Origin of the sequence: Nocardia grenadensis (genome assembly GCF_050942415.1) — a bacterium.
Lineage (GTDB): Bacteria > Actinomycetota > Actinomycetes > Mycobacteriales > Mycobacteriaceae > Nocardia > Nocardia grenadensis.
In genome coordinates, this window is the sequence record NZ_CP192054.1 from 5,107,268 (window position 1) to 5,124,356 (window position 17,089).

Sequence of the window (17,089 nt, forward strand, 5' to 3'; positions counted from 1 at the left end):
GCACTGAGCGCGCCGCCATTCAGCGCGTACGAAGAGGCGCTGCCATCCGGGTGGATGGCAGCGCCTCTTCTTTCGTTCTCCGGCCCGGAGTCCGACCGGACCCGCAGCAGCGCCGTGCGCGGAGCCGACAGCAATCGGCTCCGCAGCCGGGCTGTTACCTACCCCCGCCGGCGTCCTGATACGCCTTCACGGCGGCGTCCAGCTCGTCCAGCGCCCGGCCGAAGTCCTCGAAGTTGCCGGTACGCATGGCGGTGCGTACCGCTTCGATCTTGCGATCCAGCTCCACCGCCGCGGCATCCCGCGCGGCCGAACCGGTACTCGCGGGCGGTGGCGTCGAGCCGTTGGGGGTCGAGGCGCCCTGGTCCTGGGAATCATTACCCTGGGGCTGCGGCGGCGCGCTGCCGGGACTCGGCCGGGTGGCCGGATCGCCGCCGGACGGGGTGGCCAGCGCACCGGCACCGGGTAGCACCTGATTCAACGCGTCGGCCAGCGTCGACCCGTAGCCGACCTTCACGCTGCCGGCCTGGTCGCGGTAACTCACCAGTACTCGCAGCAGCTGCGGGAACGTGGCCGTGTTCTGACCGGTATTGCGCTCGTTGTAGAACGGCTCCACGTAGAGGATGCCGCCGTCGGCCACCGGCAGGGTGAGCAGATTGCCGTATCTGATCTTGTTCGAGTTCGACAGCAGCGTCTTCTCCTGGGAGACCTGTGGCGCTGTCGTCATCGTGTTCTGTGTCTGTTGCGGACCCTGGGTCTGCGTATCGGTCGGCAACTGCAGGATCCGGAACTTGCCGTAACCGTCCGGATCGGAGCGCACCGATATATAAGAGGATAGGAACTGCCGGTTGTACCCGACCATCGCACTGGTCAGATTGAACACCGGCTTACCGGTCTCCGGATCGCCGAGCAGCACGTAATACGGCGGCTGGCTGGCCGACACCCCCTCCACCGTCGGATCGGCGGGCACCGACCAGAAGGCGTTGTTGGTGAAGAACTCGCGCGGATCGTCCACGTGGTACTTGGTCAGCATCTCGCGCTGCACCTTGAACAAGTCCTCCGGATACCGGAAGTGCTCCCGTAGCTCGGGGCTGATCTCGCTCTCCGGAATCACCGCGTCCGGGAACACGCCCCGCCAGGCCTGCAGGACCGGGTCGCTGGGATCGGTCTCGTACAGCTTGACCGTGCCGTCGTAGGCGTCGACCGTGGCCTTCACCGAGTTCCGGATATAGCTGACCTCTTTACGCGGCAGCAGCCGGCCGGTGCGCTGGTCGATACTGTCCTCGACCGCGCCCTCGAGCGAGGTCGTCTGGGAGTAGGGGTAGCTGTCCAGCGTGGTGTAGGCATCCACGATCCAGACGATCCGGCCGTCCACCACCGCCGGATAGGCGTTGCCGTCCGGTGTCAGCCACGGCGCGACCTTCTCCACCCGGTCGCGCGGCGACCGGTTGTAGATGATCTTCGAATTATCGCTGATCGCCGAGGAGAACAGGATATTGCGTTCGGCGTACTTGGCCGCGAAAGCGAGCCGGTTGAACCAGTTGCCGATGGGCACTCCCCCGGCACCGTCATAGGTGAAGCGGGCCTGGTCGGTGTCGTACTCCCGGGGGTTCTGTCCTTCCTCCGCGCCGACTATGGCGTAGTCGGGATCGGACTGCGAGATCAGCTCGCCGTAGTAGATACGCGGCTGATCGACCTTGATCCGCTGCTGATCCTTCGGTGTGAACAGATCGCTGACCAGGAAGATCGGATAACCCGAGTCGCTACTGCCGCCCGCGGCGTTGGGATCCTCGGACTGCGGCCGGTTGACGCGGTTGGCGGGCGCGGCGACGAACCCGTTGCCGTGCGTGTAGACCGTGTGCTTGTTGATCCAGTCGGTCTGGTTACCGCTCAGGGTGGCCGGAGACAGTTCGCGGGCGGCCACGATGTAGTCCTGGATCTGTCCGTTGAGCGCGTACCGGTCGATATCGAGCGCCTCGGGGAAGCCGTAGAAGTTCTTCAGCTGTCGCAGCTGGGTGAACGTCGGGGACAGGATATTGGGATCCAGCAAGCGGGCGTTGGCGATGGTGGCATGGTCCACCGGCACGTTCACCGGATTCTTGCTGCTCTCCCCCTTGTAGTCGACGTATTCGATCTTGTCGTCGGTGATCCCGTAGGCATCCCGGGTGGCGGCGATATTGCGCTCGATGTACTCGCTCTCCTTCTCCGCCGCGTTCGGACGCACCGAGAACTGCTCGACCATGAGCGGCCACACCGCACCCACCAGTACCGAGGAGAGCACCAGCAGCGCCGCGGCCATCGCGGGCACCCGCAGATCACGCAGCACGATCCCGGCGAAGAAGGCCAGCGCGCAGATGATCGCGATGGACATCAAGATCAGTTTGGCCGGCAGCACCGCGTTGATATCGGTGAACGAACCACCGTTGAAGGTAGGCTCCTTCCGGCTGCTCATCAACAGCTCATAGCGGTCGAACCAGTAGGCGACGGCCTTCAGCAGCACGAAGATCCCGGCCAGAACCGCGAGCTGGATCCGCGCCGGCGTGGTGAGCACGCCCTCGCGCCCGGTCAGCCGCAGACCGCCGAAGATGTAGTGGGTCACCAGATTCGCGACGAACGCGATCACCACGGCGACGAACAACCAGTTCAGCACCATCCGGTAGAACGGCAGGTCGAAGGCGTAGAAACCCACATCCAGACCGAACTGCGGATCGGTCTGCCCGAACGAGCCGCCGTGCAGGAACAACTGCACGGTGACCCAGTTCGACTGGGCGACCAGCCCGGACAGCATGCCCAGCAACGCCGGGATACCGAGCCCGAACAGTTTCAGCTTGCCGAGCACCGTCGTCCGATACCGGGCGACCGGATCGCCGGCGCCCGAGGTCGGCACGAAGACCGGGCGTGATCGGTAGGCCAGCAACAGGGCGAGCCAGACGATCACCCCGACCAGAAGCGCGACCACCGCGAACACCGCGACCCTGGTCAGCAGCACGGTCAGGTAGACGCCGCGGAAATCGACCTCCCCGAACCAGAGCCAGTTCGTATAGGTATCGACGAGCCGAGGCCCTACCAACAGCAGTGCGGCCAGCACCACCGCGGCCACCAGCAGCAGACGACTGCGCCGGGACAGCGACGGTAAACCGGCGGGGGGGCGCATGCCCACGATGCCACTCTCCAGGGTCCGGCGGCGAGTGAACCGGTAACGCCACCGGCCGCTGCGCCGCAGTCCGAATTGTTGAGGTCGGGCCCGTACGGACCCTCATGGGCCCACTCTACGGAAAACGGACATGTTCGCGACCGCAGGGTTCGGGCGGTGTCGCGGCGGCGGATGCGAGGATGGTCGAGTGAGCTCCGATCTGCATGCCGAAATCGTCCTTGCCCGTTCCGTCCACGAGGTCGCGGAGTTCGTGGACGCCGAGGGCTGGGGAAGATCACCGCAGATGTTCGCGCTGGTGCGAACCACGGATCTGGTGGCCGCCGAACCCGCGCTCATCGACGAGGTCGACGCCGCGGACGAGTTGACACCGATCGCCCAGGACCCCCTGCCCGATCATGTGGCCGGCGGATCGATGGCACTCGACGAATTCCTCGCCACCACCAGTTGGCCCCCCGCGGTGGCGGGCTGTGTCCTGGTGCAGGAAATCGTGGTTCTCCCACCGGACGCCGAGGAGGATCTCGACGAGGCCCTCACTCCACTGCTGGCCGATGCGGACGCCGCCGACGCGGCAGGCCGGGCCGCCGCCCATGCGCACCCGGGACGGCGCGAGGCCCGGCTCTTCGCGGCTGTGCTGCGTTCGGGAAACAGTCTGTGCCTGTTGCAGCTACGGCCCGAAGAGAGCGAGGACGACGGCGCCGACCTCGACCTACGCACCTACCCGAACCTCGCGCCGAACCTGGTGGAAGCGCTGCGGCACACATTCGAGGAATCCGCCGACTGAACGGAGAACGCCCGGGCCCGCGGGCTCGGGCGCGGTTACGCCGCCGCCCTCGGATACCTCAGCCGCAGCCGACCACTTCCTGCCCCGCCGACAGATCCTCGAGCGCCTGCACCGCGCCCGCCAGCGTCTCCACCCGGACCAGCCGCAGACCGTCGGGGACCCGCTGACTCGCCTCGTTGCAGTTACCCGCCGGGACCAGGAATGTTTCCGCGCCCGCCTCCCGGGCCGCCATCATCTTGTACTGGATTCCGCCGATCGCGCCGACCTTGCCGTCCTCGTCGATACTGCCGGTCCCCGCCACGAACGACCCGCCGTCGAGGTCACCGGGGCTCAGTTTCTCCACCAGCGCCAGACTGAACATCAGACCGGCGGACGGGCCACCGATATCGGCCAGATTGAAATCGATCTGCATGGGCGGTGCCGCGGACTCGGTGGGCGTCAACCCGAGAAACCCTTTGGTCGCGTCATCGGTCCGGGCGCCCAGCGTGATATTCGCGGTCTGCTCGGCGCCGTCGCGGCGATACACCACCGGGACCACGGTCCCGGGCGCCCGGCTCGATGCCTCGTTGAGCACATCCTGAGCGGTCGCCACCGGCTTACCGTTCACGCTGACGAGCTGATCCCCGGCACGCAGCACGTCCTGGGCCGGAGCGCCCTCGATGACCTTGTGCACGAACACCGCGGTCGGCAGGTTCAGCTGACGCATCGCCGCGACCTCGGCATTGCTCTCCGAGTTCGTGAACTCCTGCTCGTTCGATTTGTCGACCTCCTCCCGGGACACCCCGGGCGGATACACCTCGGCGCGCGGCACGATACCGTGCCGGCCGCTCACCCAGAAGCCGAGTGCCTCGAAGATCGTCAGCCCGTCCCGCACCGCGACCGTGGTCATGTTCAGATGCCCGGAGGTCCGATCCACCTCGGCCCCCGACACCTGCACGACCTCGAGGCCGTCCACTTTGCCCAGCGTATCGACGGTGGGCCCCGGCCCCAGCGCCACGAACGGCACGGTGAAGACACTGCCCACCACACCGAACAACACAACCGGGACAAGGGCGACCAGGAGCGTGATGATCCGACGATTCACCCGGCCAACACTAGCCATCCGCTCCCGCACAATGCGGGACAGGCACGCGAGCGCGGCCCGTGAGATCACCCACCGCGCCCGAGTGGATCACGCCTGACGCGCGAGCGCCTGCTTCACCTCGGCCAAGGACGGATTGGTGGCGGTCGACCCGTCGGCGAATTTCAGCGTCGGCACCACATGATTGCCGTTGTTCACACTGCCGACGAACTCCGCCGACGCCGGATCCTGCTCGATATCGATCTCCATATAGCTGATCCCGGCCTCTTTCAGCTGGGTCTTCAACCGCCGGCAGTAACCGCACCAGGTGGTCGAGTACATGGTCAGATCAGGAGTCACGTCAGTCACGGACAGAGCAACACCGGCCGGGTCACGTTTATTGCAGTGTTTTTGGCGGCGCCTTCGGCGCCGCGGGGTTGAGGCCCCTTTGGTCTCGCCGTTCAGGCCTCGAGACTCGCGGCTTCGCCGCATGCGCTTCGAGGCCTGAACGGCGAGACGGGCCTCAACCCTTCGAGGTGTCTCGCAAAACAGTGAGGATGGGTGTGGCCCCGCAGCGCGTGGTTCTGACCCTTCGTAAAACTGACCGTGGTGTCTTGGTCGAGATCTGTCGGATCAGGGTTGCTGCGGGGCCACTGCCCGCACCGGGCGTGGTGGCCGTGACCTCATAGGAGCCTGTTACCGCAGACCCGTCACTGTTCTGTCCGCCTGCCCGGCCGGTGCGTGCCGCCCCACCGAACCGGTCGAGACAGCAGGACGGACCTTTCCAGCATGACCCATCACGAAGTCGAAGTCGATGTGACCGGTGGGGTCGACACCCACCGCGTCACCCACACCGCGGCAGTGCTGGACCCGCTCGGGCGGGTGCTGGGCACCGCGCAGTTCGCTGCCGACGCCGCCGGTTACACAGCGCTGCTGGCGTGGATGCGCGGGTTCGGGCGGGTGACCCGCATCGGTGTCGAGGGCAGCGGCGCCTACGGCGCCGGACTGGCCGCGAGTCTGGCCGAGCAGGCGATACCAGTGGTGGAGGTCGATCGCCCCGGCCGTAAAACCCGCCGGTTCCAGGGTAAATCCGACCCGATCGACGCGATCGAAGCCGCACGGGCCACGCTGGCCGGTCACCGTACCGGCACACCGAAACAGCGTGCGGGCCGGGTCGAAGCGGTGAGGGTTCTGCGTATCGCGCGCCGCTCGGCGATCACCGCGCGCGCCGATGCCACACTCAGAATCAAAGCGTTGATCGTCACCGCACCCGAACCCCTGCGGGCCCGGCTGCGTGGGCTCACCGATACCACGCTGATCACCACCTGCGCCGGGTTGCGTCCCGGCCGCGCCGATATCGGGTCACCGACCGGCGCGACGAAAACCGCGTTACGGTCGCTGGCGCGTCGTCACCAGCAACTCACCGTCGAGATCAACGACCTCGACGAACTACTGACCCCGCTGGTCGCCGCGATCAACCCGGGTCTGGTCGCCGCCCACGGCATCGGCACCGACACCGCCGGCCAACTCCTGATCACCATGGGAGAAAACCCCCACCGGATCCGTTCCGAAGCCGCGTTCGCACGCCTGTGCGGGGTCGCACCCATCCCTGCGTCCTCCGGACGCACCCACCGTCACCGCCTCAACAGAGGCGGTGACCGGCAAGCCAACGCCGCCCTGCACCGCATCGCGATCACCCGCTTGCGCTGGGACCCCGCCACCCGCGCCTACGCCCAACGACGCACCACACAAGGCCTGACCAAAAAAGAGATCATCCGCTGCCTCAAACGCTACATCGCCCGCGAGATCTACCACCTCATCACCAACCCACCCACCACTTGACATCCATAGGAGCATCTCGACGCATAGGGTTGCGTCGGCATTCGACGTTCGGGTCGGATGCCGACCCGACCGCCCGGCCGACCTCGCGTCCGACCACCTTCATGAACAGCGGAGCCCTCTCGGTGCCGAACTCGGCGAGGCCCTGAAAGGGTCGAGGCCCGTCCCGCCCCTTGGCCGAAGGTGCTCAACGGTCACACTCTGCGGACGGCCCACCGCACATCGCACGCCGCGAAGCCGCGAGTCTCGACGCCTGAACGGCGAGACCGAGGGGCCTCGACCCCGCGCTGCCGAAGGTGGCGCATATATACACTGCCCGGGTGGGCGCAGTCGATCTTTCCGAGTTGGATCCGGAGCAGGCCGCCGCGGTCCGCGCGCCGCGCGGGCCCGTCTGTGTGCTGGCCGGCGCGGGTACCGGGAAGACGCGCACCATCACCTATCGCATCGCGTATCTGGTGGCGGCGGGGCAGGTGCGGGCGGATCAGGTGCTGGCCGTCACATTCACCGCCCGGGCGGCCGGGGAGATGCGGGCGCGACTGCGGGCACTCGGGTTGGGGTCGGCCGCCTCGACCGTGCAGGCCCGGACCTTCCATGCCGCCGCGCTGCGGCAGCTGCGGTATTTCTGGCCGCAGGTGGTCGGCGAGGTGCCGTGGCGGATGCTGGACGGTAAGTTCCCGGTCGTCGCGCAGGCCGCGAATCGGGTGGGTCTGGCTTCTGGGACCGAGAGTGTGAAGGATCTGCTCGGCGAGATCGAATGGGCCAAATCCTCGCTGGTGGCGCCGGAGGATTACGTGGCGGCGGCCGAGGCCCGCCGGCGGGAGACACCGTTCGCGGCCGCCCGGGTCGCTGAGGTCTACGCCGCCTACGAGTCGGTGAAAACGACACCGGAGGGTCTGCTGCTGGATTTCGACGATCTGCTGCTGCACACCGCCGCCGCGCTGGAGGACTATCCGTCGGTCGCCGACGAGTTCCGGGAACGCTATCGCTGCTTCGTCGTCGACGAATACCAGGACATCACCCCGCTGCAGCAGCGGGTCCTGGACGCCTGGCTGGGAGACCGTGACGATCTCACCGTCGTAGGGGACGCCAACCAGACCATTTACTCGTTCACCGGAGCCGGGCCCGGCCAGTTACTGGATTTCTCCCGCCGGTTCCCCGAAGCGACCGTGGTGCGGCTCGAGCGCGACTACCGCTCGACTCCGCAGGTTGTCGATCTCGCCAATCGGGTGATCGGAATGGCGCAGGGCCGGATCGCCGGGACCCGGCTGCAGTTGATCGGGCAGCGGCCGGACGGACCGGACCCGGAATTCGCGGAATACGACGAGCTCGCCGCGGAGGCGGCCGATATCGCCCGCCGGATCGAGGAACTCCTGGCCGGTGGCACCCCGGCGGCCGAGATCGCGGTGCTCTACCGGATCAACGCCCAGTCGGAGGCCTACGAACAGGCACTGACCGAACGCGGGATCGCCTACCAGGTCCGCGGTGGCGAGGGTTTCTTCCAGCGGCCGGAGGTCCGTCAGGCGGTGCAGGAGCTGCGTAAGGCGGCGACCCGCGACGATCTGCCCGAGACGGCGCGCTCCGGGAAGAACCTGGTGAGCCTCGTGCGGGCCGCGCTGGCGCCGATCGGTCTCACCGCGTCCGCGCCGGCGGGGGCGCAGGCCCGGCAGCGCTGGGAGTCCCTGACGGCGCTGGTGCGGCTGACCGAGGAACTAGTCGAGCACGAACCGGGCCTGGACCAGACCGGACTGTTGCGCGAACTCGCCGCGCGGGCCGAGGCCCGGCACCCACCGACCGTGCAGGGCGTGACCTTGGCCTCGTTGCACGCGGCCAAGGGCCTGGAGTGGGACGCGGTGTTCCTGGCCGGGCTCACCGACGGCACCCTGCCGATCTCCTACACGCTCAACGGTGACGGGTCGGTCGCCGATGTGGCGGCGCTGGAGGAGGAGCGGCGGCTGCTCTATGTGGGGGTGACTCGCGCCCGGGTCCATCTCCGGTTGTCGTGGGCGCTGAGCCGCGGTGACGGTGACCGCCGGACACGGCGGCGATCCCGGTTCCTCGCCGGGCTGGTGCCCGACGGCTCCCCCGCGTCCCGCATCGCCGCCCCGGCGCGCCCCGCCGCGGACGCGAACCGGCCGGTGTGCCGGATATGCGGTCGTGCGCTGCTCGATTCGGAGACGCTACTCCTGCGCCGGTGCAAGAACTGTGTGGGACAACCAGATACGGAACTGCTCGGCGCACTCCAGGATTGGCGCCGGGAGAAGGCGGCCGAACTCGCCGTGGATCCGCGCGGGATCCTCGGTGTGAATACGCTCACCGCGATCGCCGAGCAGCTGCCCGATGACGAAGCCGCGCTGGCCGCATTGGGTATCGGCGAGAGCAAGATGCGCAAGTACGGGGCCGAGGTGCTGGCCATCATCCGGTCCCGGCGCCGTTCGATCGCCGGCCGGTAGTCATATTCGCTACCGAATCCGGCGAAACTGCAGGTAGAAAATAGGTTGTCGACTCCGGCGAGATTGCTTAAGGTGGAAATCGCGCTCGGGAGGGTACATCCACGCGCACAGTTGAGATCACGACCACGAGTACAGGAGGGAGGCAGTCAGATGAACGGCACAACGAACTACGGCTTCGTCACCGTAGCGCCGAATATGCGGTCATCCGCTGCTTCCCGGGGGTTCCTCGCTTTGCAGGGGACCGGCCTGTCCTGCCTCGATATTGCGGGTGAGCAGGCGCGTATCCGCTATTCGCATCAGCCGAACATCGTCGAATCGCAGGACCAGTCCGTCGTGAACTGGCACCCGGGGGCTGCTCTGGCAGCCGTCGGCTCCTTCGCTATCGATCCCGCCGCAGCACCCGCGGTGGCAGATACGCGACCGGAAAGCCTTCGCAAAGGACACCGAGCGACCGTGAACAGGCGGCCCCACAGCCGACCAAGGTAGGGATCAACCCCACCTCTCCTGGCCACGGGACGCAGATGCGAAACCGTGGCCAGAATTTTTTTGGCCTTCAGCCCACAAGGCATCGGTTTCGCAGCACGAACACCGAACCGCTGCACAACAAGCTGAAGGAGAACGACGTGGTCACCACCACCCAGAGCTGGCCGTCGGCCACCACTGATGTGGCGTGTAGCACCGTGGCAACCGATCCGGGGGGCCAGCGGCAGCGCGTCCTGCCCTGTCGAGCGGGCGATCCCGATCTGTGGTTCGCCGAGAGCCCGGTCCAGCTGGAAGAGGCCAAGGCGCTGTGCGCGTCCTGCCCGATCCGTAAGGGCTGCCTGACCGCGGCCATCGATCGGCGGGAGCCGTGGGGCGTCTGGGGCGGCGAGATCTTCGATCAGGGGGTCGTCATTGCCCGAAAGCGTCCGCGGGGCCGACCGCGCAAGGTCGCCAGCTGTGTCTGACCGGCACCCCGTGTCCCTCGCGGGCATCCACCACCCACACCGGAAACGAGCCGCTCATCGCTTCGCCGATGAGCGGCTCGTTCGCTGCTGTACCGGTAACGTTATGCGCGCGGTGCTCACCGGAACCCGGGGAACTCCTGCGCGGTAATGCTTCAGGCGCTGTCCCGCTGATCCCGGAAACCGGGCAGCCAGGTGGCGGCCAACCGCATGAACGGTACCTCGGCATCGAGCTGGGCGCAGATACCGATGGACCCGCCCAGCACCCGGAAGATCATCACATATTCGGCGGGCAACATCATCGCCCGCGCGGTCTTCATCTCCGGCGAGGAGTAATCGGTCGCCTTACCCGCCACCCGCTGCATCCAGCGCCGGGTGAAGTGGAACGATTCGGTGCGGATCGGGTCGGTGAACGGGCGCAGGTACTCCTCGATCTCGGCCTCGGTAAGAGTCCGGCCCGGCTGCACCCAGCCGTTGGCGTGCAAGATCTCGGTGAGTTCGCCGTACTCCTCGGCGACCGCCAACGCGAGGATGCGGCCCAGCAACTCCGGGAAACCGCCCGGCAGGGGCGCGCAGGCGCCGTAGTCGATCACCGCGAGCTTGCCCGCCGGAGTGATCATGAAGTTGCCCGGATGCGGGTCCGCGTGCAGCAGCCCCACCGTTTCCGGCGCGGAGAAATGGAACCGGCCCATCAGCCCGGCCACCCGGTTGCGCAGGGCCCGAGTCCCCTCCGGGTCCGCCTGGCCGGCGCTGATGATCGCGGAAACCGGTGTGCCGTCGAGCCATTCGCTCACGATCACCTTCGGCGCACTGGCGACCACCTTGGGCACCACGAATTCGGGATGCCCGTCATAGGCCTTGCTGAACGCCCGCTGATTCGCGGCCTCGTTGCGATAGTCCAGTTCTTCTTCGGTGCGCTCGGTGATCTCGGCGAGCAGCGGTTTCACATCGGCGCCGGGGATGACCTTCGCGAACAGGCCGGTCATCCGGTTCAGGGTGCGCAGGTCGGCGCGTAGCGCTTCGTCAGCCCCTGGGTACTGCACCTTCACCGCGACCGGCCGCCCGTCCGACCACACCGCCCGGTGCACCTGGCCGATACTCGCCGACGCGGCCGGAGTGTCCTCGAACGACCGGAACCGCTTACGCCAATCGGTACCGAGCTGCTGGTCCAGGACGCGGTGCACGGTGGCGGCGGGCATCGGCGGCGCGGCGGCCTGCAGTTTGGTGAGCGCCTCGCGATAGTGCTCGCCGAACTCCTCCGGTACCGCGGCCTCCATCACACTGAGGGCCTGCCCGAATTTCATGGCGCCGCCCTTGAGTTCCCCGAGTACGGCGAACAACTGTTCGGCCGCCTTCTGGTTCAGCTCGGTGTTGATCTCTTGACGATCGCCACCCGCGAGCTTCTTGCCGAAACCGACCGCGGCGCGCCCCGCTACTCCCAGCGGGATCTTTGCCAACTTGGCATTGCGGGACATGGGCCGGCGCACGATCTCAGACACTCCCCCATAATGGCCGACAACCCCGCTTCGCTGCCACGGAAAACCGGAGCAAATTACCCTCGGCACCGAATGTGAATGTCATCACACACTTTCGACGACCGTGTTTCCGAGACAACCACAGCGGGGATGCGGCGCCCACGACCGGCGATCGAGAGACCGGGTATCGAGATCGAGTTCGAGGGTTCTGTTCAGCGTTTCCGGTGGAAAACGCGGCTCGCAGGCAATGATCGTCTCGAGTTCGCCGAGCGCCAGCGCGGCCACCGCGGCGATCCCGGCGGGGCTGGCATGACCGGTCCGTCCGAGCAGTTGTGCGGCCAGTCGCGGCCATTCCGCGTCGTGATCGACTCTGGTCAGATCCGCGCAGCGCAGGCAGCTGGTCCGCCCCGGCTGGACCAGCGGGCCGACGATCCCCTTCCCGTCACGCAGCCGCACGACCAGATGGGCGGTCCGTGCATGGGACAGATCGCGCACCAACCGAGGATCCGGGATCAGCGCGTCGGCGAGCACCACTAGATCGGCGGGCCGGGCCCGGCCGTCGATCTCACCGCGGTAGTCGCGCGAGCGTTGTGGGCGGACTCCCAGATCCCGCAGGCCGGCGGTGATCGCGTCGGTGAGCGGGCCGATGCCGTGCACCCGGATCGATCGCACGCGACCGGCGGGGCGGGGCGGGTGGACCAGGAGGCCCGCGGTATCGATCATCTCGAACAGGGCCGTGGCCTGTGCGGGTTCCAATCCGAGCGAGCGGGACCGCCAGAGGATCGCGGGTTTGCTGTTCAGCCCATCGATCAGCCGGAGGAAACCCAGCACCTGCTGGGTTTCCAGGCCCGGCGCCACACAGAGCACCGCGGTATCGGGATCCCAGCCCAATTGGACCTGTCCGGTGGATCGGACCAGGATCGGCACCCGGGGATGCAGCAGGGGGCCGCGTGGCCGGAGCATCGTCATGCCGGAAGTATGCGAGTGTCGTTGCGGTGCAACCGGGTTCGCGCACCGGGTTGTCCACAGGATTTCGCCCTGTGGACAACTCCGTTTTCCGAGGTGAGCGGGTGTCCGCGACAGCTGCGCGGCGGCCCGCGGAAAGTCGGAGGGAACAGGCCCCGGGAGTCACCGCCGGGGCCTATCGATCCGCTACTTCTTACCGGATTCCGGATCTTCCGGATCGGACTCGGGACGCTGTTCGCCGCCCCTGTCGCTCTCGTCCTCGGCGCTCGCCGCCGCACGTTCAGCGGCCTCGGTGGCGGCCAACTGCGCGAGCGGGTCATCGAACGCGCCCGCGCCACCGCCGATCACCGTATCGATGAACCCGGTGGGCTTATCGAGATCGGCGGAGTCGGGGAGCAGATCGGGATGCGCCCACACTCCGTCCCGCGCCTCGATACCGGCGTCGTCGGTGAGTCGCTGCCACAGGGTGGCCGCCTCGCGCAATTTGCGCGGACGCAGTTCCAGACCGACCAGCGTGGCGAAGGTTTGCTCGGCGGGCCCACCGGTGGCCCGGCGCCGGCGCAGTGTTTCGGCGAGCGCGCCCGCGCCCGGTAGCCGATCGCCCACCGCCGCGGCCACCACCACCTGTACCCAGCCCTCGATCAGGGCGAGCAGGGTTTCCAGCCGGTCCAGCGCCTGTTTCTGCTCGGGCGTGGTCTGCGGCTCGAAGCTGCCCTGGGCGAGGATCTCCTCGAGTTTGGACGGATCGGTGAGCGCGGTCGGATCGAGATTGCGGGCGGCGTCCTCGAGGGCGGAGAAGTCCATGGTGATCCCCCGCGCGTAGTCCTCGACGGCGCCGAGGACCTGCTGGCGCAACCAGGGCACATGAACGAACAGCCGCTGGTGGGCGACCTCGCGGGCGGCGAGGAACACCATGATCTCGCTCTCCGACTGCTCGAGTCCCTCGCTGAACTCCGAGATGGCGGTGGGCAGCAAGGCGGCGGTACCGGCCGGGCCCAGCGGCAGGCCGATATCGGTGCCGGTCAGCACCTCCTTGGCCAGCTGGCCCAGCGCTTGGCCGAGTTGGGAGCCGAAGGCCAGCCCGCCCATCTGGCCGAGCATCCCCATCATGGGGCCGGCCATCTCGCGGGCCTCCTCGGGCAACCCGGCGGTCCACATACCGGAGATCTGCTGGGCCACCGGATCGCACAGCCGCTGCCAGGTCGGCAGGGTTTTCTCGATCCAGTCGTTGGCGGTCCAGGCGACGGTGCTCGTCGCACCGGCCGGGAAGGTGGTCGCATCGTCGAGCCACAGTTCGGCCAGGCGCGCGGCATCAGCGACCGCGGCGGCGGTACCGCTGGACACGGGTGGGACGGTTTTCCCGAGCTGCTGGCGGGCCAGCCGCTTGGCCACGTCGTAGTTGACCGGGCCGCCACCACCCCCGCCGGACATACCCTGCCCCATACCGCTCAGCATCTGGCCGAGCGAGGACAGCATCTGACCCAATGCCGCCGGATCGAACCCGGCGCCGCCGGCACCGAAACCGAAGGGGTCGTTTCCGCCGCCGCCCGGTTTGTCGCCGCGGCCGCGATCGTCGTCGTCGCCGTGCGAGAAGCCGAACGGGAGGTCACTCATTCCGCCTCACCCGCCGGCATAGCGTCCGGGTGGTGTCCGGGGAGCGCGCGCGCACCGTTATCGGGCGCTTCGTGAAGCTGCATATCGTCCATAGTAGGCGCGGCGAACCGCCCGGTCCGCGTCCCCGGACGGTCTTCGCGCTGGGTGAACATCGCGGCGGGTGCCGCCCCGCCTCGGTTCGCCCCGTAGCGCCGGGCCCCTACCCGGCGGCGACCCAGGATTCCACGATCGTCCGGGCGATCGAGATCGAGCCGGGCAGCAGCAGTCGTGCTTCGCCGGCCGGGGCGGTCTCGCCCGCCTCCGGGCGGGTCCACCGGCCGCCCGCCGCCAGCGCGTCGCGCACCTCGTCGCGGGTGAACCAGTGCGCCTCGGCGATCTCACCGTCGCTGAAGACCAGCGCCTGGTCGGGGTCGGCCCGCGCGGCGAAACCGAGCATCAGCGAGCGCGGGAACGGCCACGGCTGGCTGCCGAGGTACTCGATATCGCGCACGTCGAGCCCGACCTCCTCGCGCATTTCCCGCTCGACGCACCGTTCCAGCGACTCCCCCGCCTCCACGAACCCGGCCAGCAGCGAGAACATCGTCTCCGGCCAGCTGTGCTGCCGGGCCAGCAGCACCCGGTCGCCGCCATCGTGGATGAGACAGATCACAGCGGGGTCGGTACGCGGGAAATCCTCACGGCCGTCCTCGGCCACCCGGGACCAGCCGCCCTTGGCCGGTATGGTCGGGGTGCCGTCCGCGCCGTGAAAGGCCGCGCCGGCATGCCAGTTGATCAGCGCCAGCGCGGTGGACAGGACCCCGGCCGTGAAATCGTCGATCGAGGCGTCGGCGAGCCGCCGCAGATCCCGCAGGGTGCCGGTGAGCGCCTCGTCACGCACCGCCCACAGGTGCACTCCGTCGCGCACTCCGAGGAACACCGCGTCGGGGCTCGGCTCGGGGGACAGCTCGAGCGCGGCGTCCCAGACCAGCGCCTCCGACTCATAGCGCACCACGCCACGCGGCCCCACCCGGAGCAACCGGGCCGTGGACCAGCCGTCCTTCAGCGACTGTTCGTCGGTGCGCAGATGATCGGCGCGGTCCAGCGCCGAACGGGACAGCAGGGGAATCTGGTTGAGTCGGAAAACGGCCACGTATCGAGACTATCGCGGCTCGATAACAGCCGTGGCGGGTCAGCGGGCGCGCCGGATGTAGAGAAGTTTGTCGCCGGTTTCCAGGGCGTCGACCGCCGGCTCACCGACACGCACCAGCTCACCGGCCCGGACCACCCCGAGCACGATATCGCTGAGATGCCGCGGTGACCCGCCGACCTCACTGGGTTCCACCTCACGCTCGGCGACCGCGAAACCGTGCTCCGGAGTGAGTAGATCCTCCATCATCTCCACGACGCTGGGCGTGGTGGTGGCGATCCCGAGCAGCCGGCCCGTGGTCTCCGAGGACACCACCACCGAATCGGCGCCGGACTGCCGCAGCAGATGAATGTTCTCCGATTCACGGATGGAGGCGACGATCTTCGCCTTCTTGGTGAGTTCCCGGGCGGACAGGGTGACCAGGACCGCGGTGTCGTCGCGGTTGGTGGCGACGATGACCGAGGCCGCGTTCTGCACACCCGCCAGCCGCAGCACGTCGGACTGGGTGGCCGACCCGTGCACGGTGACCAGCCCCGCGGTCGAGGCCGCCTCGAGACTCACCGCGTCCGTGTCGACGACGACGATATCGGCGGGCTGCACGCCGTCACCGAGCATGGCGTCGATGGCGGTGCGGCCCTTGGTGCCGTACCCGACGACGACGGTGTGATTACGCACGGTGCGCCTCCAACGCTGGATCTTCAGAGCCTGGCGGGAACGTTCGGTGAGTACCGCCAGTGTGGTGCCGACCAGGACGATGAGGAACAGCACGCGCAGCGGGGTGATGACGAAGATGTTCACCAGCCGGGCCGACGGGGTGACCGGGGTGATATCGCCGTACCCGGTGGTGGACAGCGAGACGGTCGCGTAATAGAACGCGTCCAGCAGGCTCACCGTATCGTCGGCGCCGTCCCGATAGCCGTCCCGGCCGAGATACACCACGATCGAGGCGGCGCACAGCAGCCCGATCGCGAACAGCACCCGACGGAACAGCGAGATCCACGGACTGTTCTGCACCTCCGGGATACGGAGCAGCCCGACCAGCGCGAAATCCGGTGGTTCGGCCGCGCCGCGGGCCCGGCTCCCGAGATCGGCGAACCGCGAACTCACCGGCGACGCCTTTCGCCGATCCGGTCGTCACGCACACCGGTCACCGTCAGTCCCTCCGACACAGCTCGGGAGCCTACCCGCTCCCCCACCGTCACGTCGGGCGCATGGTCACGGCGGGTATCTATGGTGATGCCATGGCAGATATCACCCCGGCGGGCGCACCGGATTCCGGTCGCACCCCGGCGCTTCGACTGGCCGCGCTGCTCCTCGGCGCCGGCGTCCTGCATTTCGTGGCTCCCAAACCGTTCGATTCGATCGTCCCTCCGCAGTTGCCCGGAAAGGCACGCTCCTACACCTACTGGTCCGGCGTGGCCGAAATCGGCGTCGGCACCGCGCTGTTGATCCCGCGGACCCGGCGGCTCGGTGGTCGGCTGGCCGCGTTGCTCTTCATCGCGGTGTTCCCGGCGAATATCCAGTTCGCCGCGGATTCGGTGCGTAATCCGAAGGCACCGTCGATCCTGAAGGCGGTCTCGGTACTGCGCCTTCCGCTGCAGTGGCCGATGATCACCAGCGCGCTGGCGGTGAGCCGCCGGGCCCGGCGGGGTCAGTGACCGGCCAAACCCTCGCAGCCCGCGC

Annotated in this window: 13 protein-coding genes; 5 read left to right on the plus strand and 8 right to left on the minus strand. The window is 68.0% G+C overall.

The features are described 5' to 3' along the window. Positions 1-154: 154 nt before the first annotated feature. The gene (locus tag ACQPYS_RS23485; RefSeq protein ID WP_433490845.1) at positions 155-3,157 is read right to left on the minus strand and encodes a UPF0182 family protein; all 3,003 of its coding nucleotides are present in this window, start codon (positions 3,155-3,157) and stop codon (positions 155-157) included. Between the two features lie 181 nt (positions 3,158-3,338). Between ACQPYS_RS23485 and ACQPYS_RS23490 the strand changes: the two genes are divergently transcribed. Next, positions 3,339-3,932: a PPA1309 family protein gene (locus ACQPYS_RS23490; RefSeq protein ID WP_433490846.1), complete on the plus strand. Its 594-nt coding sequence runs from the start codon at positions 3,339-3,341 to the stop codon at positions 3,930-3,932. A 58-nt stretch (positions 3,933-3,990) separates the two neighbouring features. Here the strand turns inward: ACQPYS_RS23490 and ACQPYS_RS23495 are convergent, their stop codons facing one another. Both ACQPYS_RS23495 and ACQPYS_RS23500 read right to left on the minus strand, forming a co-directional pair. Beyond that, a complete protein-coding gene (locus ACQPYS_RS23495; RefSeq protein WP_218020802.1) occupies positions 3,991-5,016 on the minus strand; it encodes a YlbL family protein in 1,026 nt (341 codons plus the stop codon). 87 nt (positions 5,017-5,103) lie between these two features. After that, entirely contained in the window at positions 5,104-5,367 is a 264-nt protein-coding gene (locus ACQPYS_RS23500; protein ID WP_433493114.1) for a mycoredoxin, read from the minus strand. A 414-nt stretch (positions 5,368-5,781) separates the two neighbouring features. Here ACQPYS_RS23500 and ACQPYS_RS23505 point away from each other — a divergent pair, with 414 nt between their 5' ends. From ACQPYS_RS23505 to ACQPYS_RS23515, 3 genes are all read left to right on the plus strand, one after another. Continuing rightward, on the plus strand, positions 5,782-6,834 hold the full coding sequence (locus tag ACQPYS_RS23505) for an IS110 family transposase (RefSeq protein ID WP_433490847.1): 1,053 nt from the start codon (positions 5,782-5,784) through the stop codon (positions 6,832-6,834). A 317-nt stretch (positions 6,835-7,151) separates the two neighbouring features. Further along, positions 7,152-9,281: an ATP-dependent DNA helicase UvrD2 gene (locus ACQPYS_RS23510; protein WP_433490848.1), complete on the plus strand. Its 2,130-nt coding sequence runs from the start codon at positions 7,152-7,154 to the stop codon at positions 9,279-9,281. 665 nt (positions 9,282-9,946) lie between these two features. Continuing rightward, a complete protein-coding gene (locus ACQPYS_RS23515) occupies positions 9,947-10,228 on the plus strand; it encodes a WhiB family transcriptional regulator (protein WP_051714877.1) in 282 nt (93 codons plus the stop codon). A 152-nt stretch (positions 10,229-10,380) separates the two neighbouring features. Here the strand turns inward: ACQPYS_RS23515 and ACQPYS_RS23520 are convergent, their stop codons facing one another. From ACQPYS_RS23520 to ACQPYS_RS23540, 5 genes are all read right to left on the minus strand, one after another. Beyond that, the gene (locus ACQPYS_RS23520; protein ID WP_431941819.1) at positions 10,381-11,724 is read right to left on the minus strand and encodes an ABC1 kinase family protein; all 1,344 of its coding nucleotides are present in this window, start codon (positions 11,722-11,724) and stop codon (positions 10,381-10,383) included. Between the two features lie 81 nt (positions 11,725-11,805). Next, positions 11,806-12,669 (minus strand): TOMM precursor leader peptide-binding protein, encoded by an 864-nt coding sequence (locus ACQPYS_RS23525; RefSeq protein WP_431941820.1) that lies wholly within the window; start codon positions 12,667-12,669, stop codon positions 11,806-11,808. A gap of 183 nt (positions 12,670-12,852) precedes the next feature. After that, positions 12,853-14,280: a zinc-dependent metalloprotease gene (locus tag ACQPYS_RS23530; protein WP_433490849.1), complete on the minus strand. Its 1,428-nt coding sequence runs from the start codon at positions 14,278-14,280 to the stop codon at positions 12,853-12,855. Positions 14,281-14,479: 199 nt separating this feature from the next. Beyond that, a complete protein-coding gene (gene nudC / locus ACQPYS_RS23535) occupies positions 14,480-15,409 on the minus strand; it encodes an NAD(+) diphosphatase (RefSeq protein WP_431941822.1) in 930 nt (309 codons plus the stop codon). A gap of 39 nt (positions 15,410-15,448) precedes the next feature. After that, positions 15,449-16,513, minus strand: a complete 1,065-nt coding sequence (locus ACQPYS_RS23540; protein ID WP_433490850.1) for a potassium channel family protein — start codon at positions 16,511-16,513, stop codon at positions 15,449-15,451. A 134-nt stretch (positions 16,514-16,647) separates the two neighbouring features. Here ACQPYS_RS23540 and ACQPYS_RS23545 point away from each other — a divergent pair, with 134 nt between their 5' ends. Beyond that, a complete protein-coding gene (locus ACQPYS_RS23545) occupies positions 16,648-17,064 on the plus strand; it encodes a DoxX family protein (RefSeq protein WP_063039404.1) in 417 nt (138 codons plus the stop codon). Positions 17,065-17,089: the final 25 nt, after the last annotated feature.

Bases quoted from the DNA above. Each gene is read 5' to 3' on its own strand.
- ACQPYS_RS23525 (WP_431941820.1), bottom strand. From the start codon at position 12,669: ATGACGATGCTCCGGCCACGCGGCCCCCTGCTGCATCCCCGGGTGCCG.
- ACQPYS_RS23530 (WP_433490849.1), bottom strand. From the start codon at position 14,280: ATGAGTGACCTCCCGTTCGGCTTCTCGCACGGCGACGACGACGATCGC.
- ACQPYS_RS23505 (WP_433490847.1), top strand. From the start codon at position 5,782: ATGACCCATCACGAAGTCGAAGTCGATGTGACCGGTGGGGTCGACACC.
- ACQPYS_RS23545 (WP_063039404.1), top strand. From the start codon at position 16,648: ATGGCAGATATCACCCCGGCGGGCGCACCGGATTCCGGTCGCACCCCG.